Here is a 13243-nt window from a genome sequence, read left to right on the forward strand (position 1 = left end):
CGGAAACCCTCCTGCTTTGGTTCCCGGCTCATGTATGGTCTATTGTATCCGATCGAAAGAAGGCACCCGGACGATCTATACACACCTTGAGGTAACTGAGTTGACCAGTGACATGTTCGATTTCTGCAGCAGCATGACGGACGAACAGGATGGGCGGGCCCGTGAACTGATCGAGCGGGCGGCGGCGAAATGGCCGCTGCGCATCCTGCACGTACTCTCCGATGCCCGCGCACCCCTGCGCTTCTCACGCCTTATGGAGAGGGTCGAGGGCATCAGCCAGAAAGTGCTGACGCAGACGCTGCGCACCCTCGAAAGGGATGGCCTCGTCATCCGCACGCTTTATCCCCAAGTACCGCCGCGCGTCGAGTACGAGTTGACGCCGCTCGGACGCGATCTCCTCATGCAGGTCGTCTCGCTATGGCGCTGGATCGTCGAACACCTCGACGATTTCGATGCATGCAAAGCCGTCAAGCTGACGGCGACCGCCAACGCTTAAGCGGGAATGCGGATCGTTGCCCTCAGCCCGCCGAGCGGGCTGTCACTGAGCGTGACGTTGCCGCCGTGGCTGCGGGCGATGTCGCGGGCAATCGCAAGGCCGAGGCCGGTGCCCGACGCATCCAGGTTGCGCGCCGTATCCAGCCGGAAGAATGGCTTGAACACGTCCTCACGGTTCTTTTCGGGAATGCCAGGCCCGTCATCGTCGAAGATGACAGTCAGCCATTTGGCATTGTGCTTGGCCTCGATGTCGAGCCTATCGGCATAACGGCGCGCGTTCGAGGCAAGGTTGGTGACGAGACGCATGAAGGCGTTCGGCCTGACGGAAATATCGTCATCGCCTTCGATCGAATAGCTGAATTTTTTACCGTGCAGGGCGAAATCGGATTCCAGCTTCGCGAAGATCTCACTGAGTTTCAGCTCGCCGACATCCTCTTCGACCTCGCCGCGTGCAAAGGCCATGTAGGCCTCCAGCATGGTCTGCATGTCGTTGACGTCATCGTTGAGGCCATGCAGGTCGGGATTGTCGCCAGCCAGCGCCAGTTGCAGCTTGAAGCGGGTGAGGATGGTGCGCAGGTCATGGCTGACGCCGGAGAGCATCGCGGTGCGCTGTTCGATCTGCCGTTCGATTCGCTCCCGCATCAGAATGAAGGCAAGACCGGCGCGCCTGACCTCGTCGGCGCCGCGCGGATAGAAATTGTCGGGCTTCTGCCCCTTGCCGAAGCTTTCGGCCGCTCGCGCCAAGGTCAGGATCGGCCGGATCTGCCCGCGCAGGAAGAGGATCGAAATGCCGATCAGCACCAGCGAGGTGCCAACCATCCAGACGATGAAGATATGGGTGTTCGACGCATAGGTCTGGCTGCGTTTGGTCAGGACCCGCAGGATCTTGTTGTCGAGTTTGATGCGGATCTCGACGAGGTTTGAATTGCCGACCGTGTCGATCCAGAAAGGCCGGTGGATCTCGTCGGTGATCTCGTCGCTGAGGATGCCGTCGAGGATCGAGAAGAACGGCTTGACGCGCGGCGGCGGCAGGTCGCCGTCCGGCTCGATCGAGATCTGCAGGCTGAGCTGGTCGCGGGCGATGCGGATGATCTCGCTATAGTCCGAATTCTGCGGATAGGTCTCGATGATCTCGATGATGGCGGCGATGTCACGGGTGACCGCAAGCGACAGCCGCTCCGTCACCATTTGCCAGTGGCGCTCCATGAAGACGGCGGCGACGACGGATTGCAGGAGCACCATCGGAATGATGATGATCAGCAGCGAGCGCGCGTAAAGTCCGGTCGGCAGCCGCCGGCGTAGCCAGCGGACGATCGAGCGCCAGCCCGGCGCAGAAGTGCGGTCTTCCCGCCGCAAGCTGTCGATCGTCACCATCAGCGCCGGTCCCGAACCTTGAGTTTAGTCGATGCTAAGCCTGTATCCGATGCCGCGCACGGTCTGCAGCCAGACAGGATTGGCGGGATCGTCCTCGATCTTACGCCTCAGCCGGTTGATCTGCACGTCGATCGTCCGCTCGCCGACTTCGGTATCGTTGCCGATCAGTTCATGGCGGGGGATCGTGTCGCCGGCGCGCCGCGCAAAGAGCAGCATGATCTCCTGCTCGCGGTCGGTGAGCCGGATCACCTCGCTGGCTTTTTTCAGCTCCTTGCGGGTCAGCGAGAAAGTGTAGGGGCCGAACATCACCTGTTCGATCTTCGGTCCCTCGCCGCCGGCGTTGCGGCGCAGGATGTTGTTGATGCGCAGCACCAGTTCGCGCGGGTCGAAGGGCTTGGAAAGATAGTCGTCGGCGCCCGCCTCTAGGCCTTCGATACGGTTGCCCGATTCTGCCAGCGCCGTCAGCATGATGATCGGGACGTTCTTGATGGCGCGAAGCCCGCGGGTAACCTCGATGCCGGATTCGCCGGGCATCATCACATCCATGATGATCAGGTCGAAGTCGAGACCCGCAAGCTTGCGCTGCGCCTCGGCGCCGTCGGCGGCGACGGTGACGCGGAAGCCGTTCTCGGCGAGATAACGATTGAGCAGCGCGCGGATGCGGGAGTCGTCATCGACCACCAGCAAATGCGCCGCATCGTCGGAAATATCTGTCTTGACCGCCATTCAATCCGCCTTCTGTCTGTCCCGCATGCCGCTGAGGAAAGCTTTTACGCCCTCCCGCACCTCCGCAGAAGCCCCTTCGAATGCCCGCTCAATGCGGCGCGATTGCGGCTCGGCAAGGGCAAGCGCCAGCTCTCGCCCCGATTGCGTCGGATAGAGCTTGCGCTGCCGCCGGTCCTCGGGACCTGCCACCTGGCGAATATAGCCTGAGTCGATCAGCTGTTTCAGCACCCTTGCAAGGCTCTGCTTAGTGATCTTCAGCGTTTCGAGAAGATCGGCTACGGTCATGCCGGGATTGCGGTTGACGAAATGCACGACGCGATGGTGCGCCCGGCCGAAGCCGCTCTTTTCAAGGATAGCGTCAGGATCGGAAACGAAGTCGCGATAGGCGAAGAAGAACAGCTCGATGATCTCGAAATCGATTATCTCAGTGTCTTCCATCGGCGTGGCCAGCGGCTCTGGCTTGCCTGCTTTCGGGCCGGTCTGTCGTGACACTCGGCATTCCTTTCTCTTTCCGCGCACTGCGGGAAACTTTCGCGAAGATACGTCAGCTTTGTTGACGCAAATTTTCGTCGCTATTAGCTTCCGCGAACTCTGCGGGAGCCTCGCACGGTTTCTCGGTTCCCTGGCATTCCTCTGGAAACCAAGGCCCGTCCGGCACTCCGACGCAATACGCGATTTCCCCTCGGGTCTGTGGATAAAACGTAATGGGGACAACAATCAACAGGCATGGCGCATCAAGCGCCGGAGGAGCTTAGGGATGGCTTCGGCTCCTTTTGACCAGTTGGACGGCCAAATATGGATCAATGGGAGTTCGTCGCCTCGAAAAACGCCAAGATTCCCGGGCACGGCCTGCATTATGCCAGCCGTCCTCGAAGGCGAGCGCGCCCGTCGACGATCTCCGATAGGCTGATGAACGACTACAAGGAAGTCTATCCGGCGGCGATCGCCGCCGAATAACACCCTCACGCGATCGGTCCGGCCACTGCATAATTCCTTAAATCGGAAGCAGCAGTTCAAAGTGCTACAGCGTCCTTTGCGCGTCTGAGAAGACGCGCGGCGCTGTAGATACAGACCCGTCGGGCCTTTTTACCTGTGCGCCCGTGCCATGACCAATCCGGCGAGCGTCGAGAGAATGCCGCCGCCGATCAGGCCGCCGATGCCGTCGGCGATCAGGCCGGTCATAGCCGCTTCCCCACCGACCATGCTGAGCAGCATGCCGCCGGCGACGCCGCCGATCGCACCGGCGATCGTACGGGCGACGACGTTGATCGCCTGCTGCTTCAAAGCGGCGCTCGCGGCGTTGCCGCCGATTGCACCGGCAATCAATTGTGTGATGAGCGGAAGTAGCGCTTCCATCATTTCCTCCTCCGGCGATCTCCCCGATCGCCCAGCTACGCCGACCTTTGGCGTATTAGAATTTTATCATATTAGGGAGGAACGCGTAGGAAAAAATCAACCCATACGGGCGGGAAGATAAGAAGAGAAGCCACCAAGAATGGGGCGGCCCGATGGCCGCCCCGTTTTGCTGTTCTTTGATCACGTCATTGATAGACGTAGACGATCCGGCGTGTGCCGGGATCGACCAGCACCGGCCGGTCGTTGATCCTGGTATATCGGTACTCGTAATCCGGGATCGACTGGAAGGTGACATCGCCAGGCACTTCAGCGCCAACGACGACGTCGCCGCCGAGCTGCACCGTCTGGCCCGGATTGGTGTCGATATAGGTGCGGACCGTCTCCGGCGGGGTGATGGTCTCGACCGCTCCGACGGGGCCGAGCAACTCGTCGCCCGGCGCCGGCTGCGGATCGACCGGAACGACACTCGCGGTCGACTCGTAAGTCACGCTGGGAACGCCGATTTCGGCGCGATGCTGCTCGACGATGACAGAGCTGCCGCCATGATCGACCTGCAGATAATCGGCATAGACCCAGCCGCGCATGCCGTTGACGTCGACGCGGCACCAGCGGCTGCCTTCGATGCATCCGTCGAGCACCGCGGTCGAGCCGCGGGTGGCAAGGCCGACCGAGGGATATTGCGGGCCCGGGCCGGCGCGAACGTTGAGATCGTTAACCGTTGTCGCCATCATCTCCGCCTGCGCAAGACCGGCGCTCGCCAGGAGCACGGCTCCAGCCAACAGAATGTTTCTCTTCAAGGTCATGTGAGCGTCTCCTTGGTTTCGATGGGCTGACAACGCGCGGCGTTCCACGATGTTCCCCGGCACTCCCCCCAGCGAAACACCGCTTGTGGGAGATTTCATCCAAGTGCCTTGAAGAATTGAACAAAATTCGATTTTGCCGCTCTGCGGCAATGGGGAAGACAGGCATAAACTCTTGTTGCAGTCCGTCTTTTTGCCGTGAGGCAGGCAGCCATGACGGAAAATTCCGCCTGTCCTTGCCGCGGTTTCGGACTATACCCGAAGCAGCAGAGACACCAAGCGAGGCACTTATGGGCATGCTCCAGGCCGGCATCATTCCGGTGACACCCTTCCAGCAGAACTGCACGATCTTCTTCGATCCCGATACCAAGGAAGGCGTCGTCGTCGATCCCGGCGGCGACGTGCCGCTCATCCTGCAGGCGATTGCCCAGAACGGCCTGACTATCAAGGAAATCTGGCTGACACACGGCCATCTAGACCATGCCGGCGGCGCCAGCGAGCTGAAGGAGGCCCTCGACGTCGACGTGGTCGGCCCGCATCAGGACGATCTGCCGCTGTTGCAGCGGATCGAAACCCAGGCTGAAAAATACGGCATATCAGGATTGCGCGACGTCGTGCCCGACCGCTGGCTGAAAGACGGCGACAAGATCTCTTTCGGCGCCCACGAATTCGAGGTCTACCACACGCCCGGCCATGCCCCCGGCCACGTCATCTATTTCAACCGTGCGCAGAATTTCGCGCATCTCGGCGATGTGCTTTTCAACGGCTCGATCGGCCGCACCGACCTGCCCGGCGGCAATCATCAGCAGCTTCTCGATTCGATCCGCGACAAGGTATTGCCGCTCGGCGACGACGTCGGCTTCATCTGCGGCCACGGCCCCGGCAGCCGCATCGGCGACGAGCGGCGAAGCAATCCATTTCTGCAGGAGATCAAACCTCGGAGTATCTGATGCGAGCTCACGCTCACATCATCTTTCGGCCGTTCGGCACCGGCTGTTCGACCGCAGCAAGCACGATCGCGCCGTTCTCGTCCTCGAAACCCAGCGTCAGCACTTCCGAGCGGAACGGCCCGATCTGGCGCGGCGGGAAATTGACGACGCCGAGCACCTGCCGGCCGATCAGGCTTTCCAGCGTATAATGCACGGTGATCTGCGCTGAGGATTTTTTGATGCCGATGTCAGGACCGAAATCGATCAGGAGTTTGAACGCCGGCTTGCGCGCCTCCGGAAAAGGACTGGCTTCGATGATCGTGCCGACGCGGATATCCACACGCTCGAAATCGGCGTAGGTGATCTCTTCTGCCATATAGTCTCCGTCAGCCAGCCAGTTCCTCGGCCCGCTTGCGCGCCGCCGCAAGGGCTGCGTCGAACAAGGGCTGCATGCCGTCTTCGGCCATCAGCACGGCGAGCGCCGCAGCCGTCGTCCCGCCAGGAGAGGTCACATTCTCCCGCAGCCGCGAAGCGTCGTCGGGGGACTGGTGCATGAGTTCACCAGCCCCCGCGACTGTTTCCCGCGCAAGACGCATGGCGAGGTCCGCCTGCAGGCCGAGTTTACGGCCTGCCTCCGCCATACATTCGACGAGATAGAATACATAAGCCGGACCGCTGCCCGAAAGCGCTGTCACGGCATCGATATCGGCTTCCGCCGGCACCCATTCGACTGGCCCCGAGACGCGCAGAAGGGAATGGACTCGTTCGCGCTGCGGATCGCTGACCCCTGAATTCGCAAAAGCGCCGGTGACGCCGCGCCCGACCATGGCTGGCGTGTTCGGCATGGCTCGCACCATGGCTGCCTTGCCGAGATGTCTCTCAAGGAAACCGAGCGTCTTGCCGGCCGCGACCGAGACGACAACCGTGTCCGGCCCGACGGCACTCTTCACCGCCGGCAGCACGGTCTCCATCACCTGCGGCTTGATCGCGAGGAACAGCACGCCTGCCTTCAAATCCGTGGGAAGCGCAGTCAGATGGGTCGCGCCAGCCTCGTTGATCGTCGAAAGCATGGCCGGCGACGGGCCGGGATCGACAACGATGACGGCCGAGCCCGGAACGCCGCTTTTCAGCCAGCCGGAGAGCATCGCCCCGCCCATGTTTCCGGCACCGATCAGAACGACGGGATGTGTCGAGGAGAAAGCCTTCGTCGGCATCTTATGCCTCGCCGACCGTTTCAAACAGCACGGCTTCCATCGCCTTCGTCGCGTCCATGCCGGACCAGACGACGAACTGGAATGCCTGGAAATAGGCCTCGCAGGTATCGAGCGCGCTGGAAAGCAGCACCTCCACCTGGCGATTGGTAGGCTCCGCACCGCCGGCAAGCAGCAGCGATTGGCGGAAAATGACGACATCTTCCTGGCGCCAGAGGTCGAAATGACCCATCAGCACCTGCCCGTTGATCCCCGAGAGCAGCTTGACCACCTCGTTGACCCTGATGTCGGGAACTTTGATATCGAAGGCGCAGCCAAGATGCAGCGCCTCGAATTCCTCCATCCAGGAGAAGGAGACGTGGTAGTCCGTCCAGCGCCCCTCGACCGTCATCGCGATCTCGTCCTCGCCGGACCGTTCGAACGACCAGTCGTTGTTGGAGGCAACGTACTCGATCATATCGACCGGGTTCGACTGACGCTCGACTTCCAATTCCATCAGGTTCATGCAGCACCTTCTTGACCGGAACGAATGCGACCTAACTTGGTGTACGAACACAAGCAAGACACACGCAAAATACCGGAACCACCACTCGGATGATCGTTGAACCGCTGCCAGACTTAACGCAGATAACCTGCCCGGAGCTTACCAAGTCGCTTCGAATCATCATTTAAAATCAGTGTATAGCGCCACCTGCCCCCTGCCAGCCCCCCGAACGGAAAATAGGACCGGCCACTGTGGAAAGGCTCTTCGAAATTCAATTCAGAAGGGAGAATAAGCGACTCTGCGAATTGGCTTTTTTGGCAGTGTCCACAGGTGGAAAACTCACCTGGCTTTTTTACGGAAGATGCGGCGTGTGGCATCAAGGCAACGCCGCATCTGTGTCGTATCGGGACTTAAGCGCCCTCGCCGGCAAGCTTCGCCTCGAGTGCTGCGATGCGGGCGGCAAGCGCCTCGTTCTCGTCGCGTGCCTTGATCGCCATCTCGCGCACGGCCTCGAACTCCTCGCGCTTGACGATGTCCATGCTGTTCAGCCAACGCTCGGCCTGGGCGTTGAAGGCGGTTTCGATCTCCTTGCGGACGCCCTGGGCGGCACCAGCCGCATCGGTCATCAGCTTGGCGAATTCGTCCATGATGCGGTTCGTTCCGGTCGTCATGGCGTTTTTTCTCCCTTGGCATGAGGTGAATTCAGCCCTTCAGGGCCTCAAGGATTGAGGTAGGGCTTCGCCATCGACGATGCAAGCGCTTTACACGGGATAAGCTTGCCGGAACCGGCCGGGAACGGGCCATCACGAACAATGGACTTGACCGTCCGGGATCGCAGCGGCATGTTCCGCGCAACTCAACAGGTGGAAAACTTTGCCGACAGCAGCCGATCTCCTTGCCATCATGCCTTTCCCGGATATCGATCCGATCGCCTTTTCGATCGGTCCGCTGGCGATTCACTGGTACGGTCTGGCTTACGTCGCCGGCATCCTGCTCGGCTGGGCCTATGCGCGCCGCATCGCCGCCAATGACAGTCTCTGGCCCGGCAACGTCTCGCCGATATCCAAGACGCAGCTCGATGATTTCATCGTCTGGGCAGCGCTCGGCGTCGTCCTCGGCGGTCGTCTCGGCTATATTTTCTTCTATGATCTCCCCGCCGTCCTGCGCAGTCCCGTCCGTGCGCTTGAGATTTGGAACGGCGGCATGTCCTTCCACGGCGGCCTGACCGGCACGACGATCGCCATGATCCTCTTTGCCCGCCGCAACGCCATCCCGGTCTGGAGCCTGTTCGACATTGTTGCCGCCGTCGTTCCCTTCGGTCTGTTCTTCGGCCGCATCGCCAATTTCATCAATGGCGAGCTCTGGGGCCGGTTGACCGACGTGCCCTGGGCCGTGGTCTTCCCGACCGGCGGTCCCTTCGCCCGCCACCCAAGCCAGCTTTACGAAGCCGGCCTCGAAGGCATCGTTCTGCTCCTGGTGCTGGCCGCCTTCGTCTATGGCATGCGCGCGCTAAAAAGCCCCGGCTTCATTACAGGCGTCTTCGTTTGCGGTTATGCGCTGTCGCGCATCTTCGTCGAATTCTTCCGCGAGCCTGATGCCCAGCTCGGTTACCTCCTCGGCACGAACTGGCTGACCATGGGCATGGTGCTCTCGTCCCCGATGATCCTGCTTGGCCTCTGGGCGATGCTGCGGGCCCGCCGCCAGGCTGCGCTGCAGCTCTGAAACGGCAGGACGCGCGACATGACCACCGCTCTCGGCGAAAAGATCAAGGCGATCATCCAGGCCAACGGCCCGATCAGCGTCACCGATTATTTCTCGCTCTGCCTCGCAGACCCCGAGCACGGCTATTACCGCACCCGCGAGCCCTTCGGCCGTTCCGGTGATTTCGTCACCGCGCCGGAGGTCAGCCAGATCTTCGGCGAGATGATCGGCGTCTTCATCGTCCATGCGTGGCAGCGCCACGGCACACCGACGGACGTCCGCCTCGTCGAGATCGGCCCCGGCCGCGGCACCATGATGGCCGACATGCTGCGCGTCATCTCCCGCATCGCTCCACTGCTTTTCGACGCGATGACCGTGCATCTCGTCGAAACCAGCGAGCGCCTGCGCGACGTCCAGAGCCAGACGCTCGAACCCCACGGCGAGAAGATCACCTGGCACGATGGTTTCGACGAAGTGCCGCCCGGCTTCACGCTGATTGCCGCCAACGAACTCTTCGACGCCATCCCGATCCGCCAGTTCGTCCGCATGCCGACGGGTTTCCGTGAGCGCATGGTCGGCATCGATGCCGATGGCGAGCTGACCTTTGCCGCCGGTGTCGCCGGCATCGACCCCACCTTGCTGCCCGAACCGGTGCAGAACGTGCCGGTCGGCACCCTCTTCGAGATCTCGCCTGCCCGCCAGGCGGTGATGATGGCGATCTGCGAGCGGCTGCGGGCCTTCGGCGGCACGGCGCTTACGATCGACTACGGCCATCTCGTCACCGGCTTCGGCGATACGCTGCAGGCGGTGCGCATGCATGAATTCGACCCGCCGCTCGCCCATCCAGGTGAAGCCGATCTGACGAGCCATGTCGACTTCCAGCAGCTTGCCGAAACGGCGCTTGCAGCCGGCCTCCATCTGAACGGCGCCCTGCATCAGGGTGATTTCCTGACCGGCCTCGGCATCCTCGAGCGCGCAACCGCCCTCGGCCGCGATCGCGAGCCGCACACCCAGCAGGTCATCCAGGCGGCGGTCGAAAGGCTCGCCGGCGCCGGTGAAGGCCGGATGGGCGAACTCTTCAAGGTGATGGCGGTCTCCTATCCCGCCCTCGATCTCATGCCCTTTCGTCCGGTGGATTGACAGGGCGCACGCGGCTGGTTCAACATCCGCCCGAAACAAGAACTTGAAGCGCGCCGCATATGCGATGCGCTTGGGATCATGACAAACCCCTCGAAAACCCCGGAATCACAGATGCAGGACGCGGCCTCTCCCGCACCGATCGAAAGCGCGCTCCTGAACCAGGCGGCGGGCAGCACGATCCGGCACGGTTATTTCACTCGGGCCGGCGGCGTTTCCGAAGGGCTGTATCGCGGCCTCAATGTCGGCCTCGGCTCCAGCGACGAACGCGACAAGGTCCTGGAAAACCGCCGTCGCGTCGCCGCCTGGTTCGGCTTGCCGGTCGAGCGGCTGGCAACCGTCCATCAGGTCCATTCCCCCGATGTCGTGACGATCGGCGCCGATTACGACGGCGCTCGCCCCGACGCGGATGCGATGGTAACGCGCACCCCTGGCATTGCGCTGGGCGTGCTCGCCGCCGATTGCGGACCCATCCTGTTTGCCGACCCCGACAATCGCGTCATCGGTGCTGCCCACGCCGGCTGGAAGGGCGCGCTGACGGGCGTGCTCGAAAACACCATCGCCGCCATGGAGGCCCTGGGTGCGGACCGCGCTCGCATCGTCGCTTGCCTCGGCCCCTCGATCAGCCAGGCGAGCTATGAGGTCGGCCCTGAGTTCGTCGAGCGTTTCGTCGCCGAAAACCCGGAGGACGAGCGCTTTTTCCTGCCTTCCGCAACGCCCGGCCACGCCATGTTCGACCTGCCGGCGCTGACCGTCGACCGGTTAACGAAAGCCGGCGTGCGTGCGGAAAGCCTCGGCCTCTGCACCTATCCGGACAACCAGCGCTTCTTTTCCTACCGCAGGACGACACATCGCAAGGAGCCGGATTACGGCCGCCAGATTTCCGCGATATCAATCAGGGAGAATTGAGCAGAATGGCACTGCATTTCGAAAAGGCCGAATTCGCAAGCCGGCTTGCGCGCCTCACCGAGAAGATGAAGGAGGAAAAGCTCGACGCCTTGCTGCTCTTCGCCCAGGAAAGCATGTACTGGCTGACCGGCTACGACACCTTCGGCTACTGCTTCTTCCAGACGCTGGTCGTCAAGAGCGACGGCACCATGGCGCTGATCACCCGATCGGCCGATCTTCGCCAAGCGAAGCATACCTCGATCCTCGAGGACATCCATATCTGGGTCGACCGGGTCAATGCCGACCCGACGCTCGACCTGAAGAACCTGCTGGTCGAGATGGACCTGCTCGGCGCCCGCATCGGCGTCGAATATGATACCCACGGCATGACCGGCCGCGTCGCCCGTCTGCTCGACGCGCAATTGACCACCTTCGGCCAGATCGTCGACGCCTCCTACCTCGTCAGCCGCCTGCGCCTAATCAAGAGCCCGACGGAGGTCGCCTATGTCGAGCGCGCCGCCGTTCTCGCCGACGATGCGCTCGATGCTGCGATCCGACTGACAAAACCCGGCGCCGACGAGGCCGATATCCTCGCCGCCATGCAGGGCGCAATCTTTTCCGGCGGCGGCGACTACCCCGCCAACGAGTTCATCGTCGGCTCCGGCGCCGACGCCCTGCTTTGCCGCTACAAGGCCGGCCGCCGCAAGCTCGACGCCAACGACCAACTGACGCTCGAATGGGCCGGCGCCTATGCGCATTACCATGCCGCCATGATGCGCACGATCGTCATCGGCGAGCCGACGCATCGCCACCGCGAGCTTTACAACGCCTGCCGTGAAACCATCGAGGCGATCGAGACCGTGCTGAAGCCCGGCCAGACCTTTGGCGATGTCTTCGACATGCATGCCAGGATCATCGACGAGCGCGGCCTGGCTCGCCACCGGCTGAATGCCTGCGGTTATTCGCTCGGCGCCCGCTTCTCGCCCTCCTGGATGGAGCATCAGATGTTCCATGTCGGCAATCCGCAGCCGATCGAACCGAACATGTCGCTCTTCGTGCACATGATCATCGCCGATTCCGATACGGGCACGGCGATGACGCTCGGCCAGACCTATCTGACGACAGCGGATGCGCCGCGCGCGCTATCGCGCCATCCACTCGATTTCATCGGGCTCTGACCGGTGAGAATCCGGAATTGACAGACGACCGTCCCCACCCGCATAAATTCGGGTGGGGCTGATTGCGAATGCGGGAAGGACGGACCAAGGGATGACGCGAGCTGCGATTGTGCCCACGCTCCTGTTCGTCATGGCTCTGCTGACAGCCTGCAACACGACCGATGCGCTGACGCCGCAGGTCGATATCGGCAATTCCTCCGGGGGCGCCCCGTCGAGCCCGGTGACGCAGAGTGAAGCCGAGCGTTTGGCAGGCACCCGCCAGCCGCGTTTCTCGGGAAGTTCGCAGCAGGGCGGCTACCATCCAGCCTATGATCAGTCGCAGCAGGCCTATCGGCCCGGCACCGGCGCGGCGCCGACGACGATGCAGGAACAGGCAGACGCCCTGTCGAGAACCGGCTCCTCACCGGCCGCCTCTGCTCCGATCGACGGACAATCGCTCCCCCCGCCGGCGGCCAGTGGTGAGCTTGCCGCACAGCCGGCTCCGCCGGCCGAAGCGCAACAGCCGCAGCAGACCGCCGCCTTCCCCCCAAGTTCCTCCTCCGCCCGCGGCAATACCGTGCGCTTCCTGCCGATCATCGGCGCGCCGGTGCAGGCCGTGACACCGCTCTCGCGCCAGCTCGGCGCCGAGGCGCGCGCGCACGGCCTTTCCATCAAGAGTTCGAACGACGCCAGCAGCGACTACATCCTCAAGGGCTACCTCTCCGCCTTCAGCGACGACGGCAAGGTCACCGTGGTCTATGTCTGGGACATTCTCGACAGCGCCGGGGGCCGCCTGCACCGCATCCAGGGACAGGAAAGCGTGCCGACGGCCGCGGCAGATCCATGGGCGGGCGTTCCGGCCTCGGTGATGCAGCAGATCGCCTCGAAAACCATCGCGGAATTCTCTTCCTGGCGGCAGGCTCAGGGCGGTTAGTCACAAACTTTTTGCAAATATGGAAGCCTGTGGCGCCTTTGCCCTTGCATT

Annotated in this window: 17 protein-coding genes; 8 read left to right on the forward strand and 9 right to left on the reverse strand. The window is 62.4% G+C overall.

What is annotated here, in order from left to right; all coding sequences use genetic code 11:
* Positions 1 to 34 precede the first annotated feature (34 nt).
* Positions 35 to 496, forward strand: a complete 462-nt coding sequence (locus tag A6U98_RS18610; RefSeq protein ID WP_082933932.1) for a helix-turn-helix domain-containing protein — start codon at positions 35 to 37, stop codon at positions 494 to 496.
* Here the strand turns inward: A6U98_RS18610 and A6U98_RS18615 are convergent.
* From A6U98_RS18615 to A6U98_RS18625, 3 genes are read right to left on the reverse strand one after another with little or no spacing between them, the layout of a single operon-like run.
* Complete coding sequence (locus tag A6U98_RS18615) at positions 493 to 1869, reverse strand: ATP-binding protein (RefSeq protein ID WP_025395442.1); 1377 nt, start codon at positions 1867 to 1869, stop codon at positions 493 to 495. The genes A6U98_RS18610 and A6U98_RS18615 overlap by 4 nt on opposite strands.
* Positions 1870 to 1893: 24 nt before the next feature.
* Complete coding sequence (locus A6U98_RS18620; protein WP_011652933.1) at positions 1894 to 2595, reverse strand: response regulator transcription factor; 702 nt, start codon at positions 2593 to 2595, stop codon at positions 1894 to 1896.
* Positions 2596 to 3087: a MarR family transcriptional regulator gene (locus A6U98_RS18625; protein ID WP_064651929.1), complete on the reverse strand. Its 492-nt coding sequence runs from the start codon at positions 3085 to 3087 to the stop codon at positions 2596 to 2598.
* A gap of 303 nt (positions 3088 to 3390) precedes the next feature.
* Between A6U98_RS18625 and A6U98_RS36815 the strand changes: the two genes are divergently transcribed.
* Complete coding sequence (locus tag A6U98_RS36815; RefSeq protein WP_156667860.1) at positions 3391 to 3552, forward strand: hypothetical protein; 162 nt, start codon at positions 3391 to 3393, stop codon at positions 3550 to 3552.
* A gap of 129 nt (positions 3553 to 3681) precedes the next feature.
* Here the strand turns inward: A6U98_RS36815 and A6U98_RS18630 are convergent, their stop codons facing one another.
* Together A6U98_RS18630 and A6U98_RS18635 are read right to left on the reverse strand one after the other, a co-directional pair.
* Positions 3682 to 3951 carry a hypothetical protein gene (locus A6U98_RS18630; protein WP_003541697.1) on the reverse strand — a complete coding sequence of 90 codons (270 nt, stop codon included), beginning with the start codon at positions 3949 to 3951 and terminating at the stop codon, positions 3682 to 3684.
* A gap of 185 nt (positions 3952 to 4136) precedes the next feature.
* Positions 4137 to 4754, reverse strand: a complete 618-nt coding sequence (locus tag A6U98_RS18635) for a DUF1236 domain-containing protein (RefSeq protein WP_064651930.1) — start codon at positions 4752 to 4754, stop codon at positions 4137 to 4139.
* A 287-nt stretch (positions 4755 to 5041) separates the two neighbouring features.
* On the opposite strand from A6U98_RS18635, the gene A6U98_RS18640 reads away from it, so the two are divergent.
* Positions 5042 to 5701, forward strand: coding sequence for an MBL fold metallo-hydrolase (locus tag A6U98_RS18640; RefSeq protein WP_064651931.1), 660 nt, complete (start codon positions 5042 to 5044; stop codon positions 5699 to 5701).
* A 13-nt stretch (positions 5702 to 5714) separates the two neighbouring features.
* Here A6U98_RS18640 and A6U98_RS18645 read toward each other — a convergent pair whose 3' ends face one another.
* The 4 genes from A6U98_RS18645 to A6U98_RS18660 form a co-directional block, all read right to left on the reverse strand.
* Positions 5715 to 6056, reverse strand: a complete 342-nt coding sequence (locus A6U98_RS18645) for a tRNA-binding protein (protein WP_064651932.1) — start codon at positions 6054 to 6056, stop codon at positions 5715 to 5717.
* Positions 6057 to 6066: 10 nt separating this feature from the next.
* Positions 6067 to 6894, reverse strand: coding sequence for a pyrroline-5-carboxylate reductase (gene proC, locus A6U98_RS18650; RefSeq protein ID WP_064651933.1), 828 nt, complete (start codon positions 6892 to 6894; stop codon positions 6067 to 6069).
* A gap of 1 nt (position 6895) precedes the next feature.
* Positions 6896 to 7396, reverse strand: coding sequence for a YbjN domain-containing protein (locus tag A6U98_RS18655; protein WP_064651934.1), 501 nt, complete (start codon positions 7394 to 7396; stop codon positions 6896 to 6898).
* Between the two features lie 389 nt (positions 7397 to 7785).
* A complete protein-coding gene (locus A6U98_RS18660; protein WP_003541711.1) occupies positions 7786 to 8046 on the reverse strand; it encodes an accessory factor UbiK family protein in 261 nt (86 codons plus the stop codon).
* A 202-nt stretch (positions 8047 to 8248) separates the two neighbouring features.
* On the opposite strand from A6U98_RS18660, the gene lgt reads away from it, so the two are divergent.
* The 5 genes from lgt (at position 8249) to A6U98_RS18685 (ending at position 13192) form a co-directional block, all read left to right on the forward strand.
* On the forward strand, positions 8249 to 9097 hold the full coding sequence (lgt, locus tag A6U98_RS18665) for a prolipoprotein diacylglyceryl transferase (protein ID WP_017961465.1): 849 nt from the start codon (positions 8249 to 8251) through the stop codon (positions 9095 to 9097).
* Positions 9098 to 9115: 18 nt separating this feature from the next.
* Positions 9116 to 10216, forward strand: coding sequence for a class I SAM-dependent methyltransferase (locus tag A6U98_RS18670; RefSeq protein WP_064651935.1), 1101 nt, complete (start codon positions 9116 to 9118; stop codon positions 10214 to 10216).
* A gap of 111 nt (positions 10217 to 10327) precedes the next feature.
* Entirely contained in the window at positions 10328 to 11122 is a 795-nt protein-coding gene (gene pgeF / locus A6U98_RS18675) for a peptidoglycan editing factor PgeF (RefSeq protein ID WP_064651936.1), read from the forward strand.
* A gap of 5 nt (positions 11123 to 11127) precedes the next feature.
* Complete coding sequence (locus A6U98_RS18680; RefSeq protein ID WP_064651937.1) at positions 11128 to 12279, forward strand: Xaa-Pro peptidase family protein; 1152 nt, start codon at positions 11128 to 11130, stop codon at positions 12277 to 12279.
* A gap of 91 nt (positions 12280 to 12370) precedes the next feature.
* Positions 12371 to 13192 carry a hypothetical protein gene (locus A6U98_RS18685; RefSeq protein ID WP_064651938.1) on the forward strand — a complete coding sequence of 274 codons (822 nt, stop codon included), beginning with the start codon at positions 12371 to 12373 and terminating at the stop codon, positions 13190 to 13192.
* Positions 13193 to 13243 lie beyond the last annotated feature (51 nt).

The organism is Rhizobium sp. WYCCWR10014, assembly GCF_001657485.1.
Classification (GTDB): domain Bacteria; phylum Pseudomonadota; class Alphaproteobacteria; order Rhizobiales; family Rhizobiaceae; genus Rhizobium.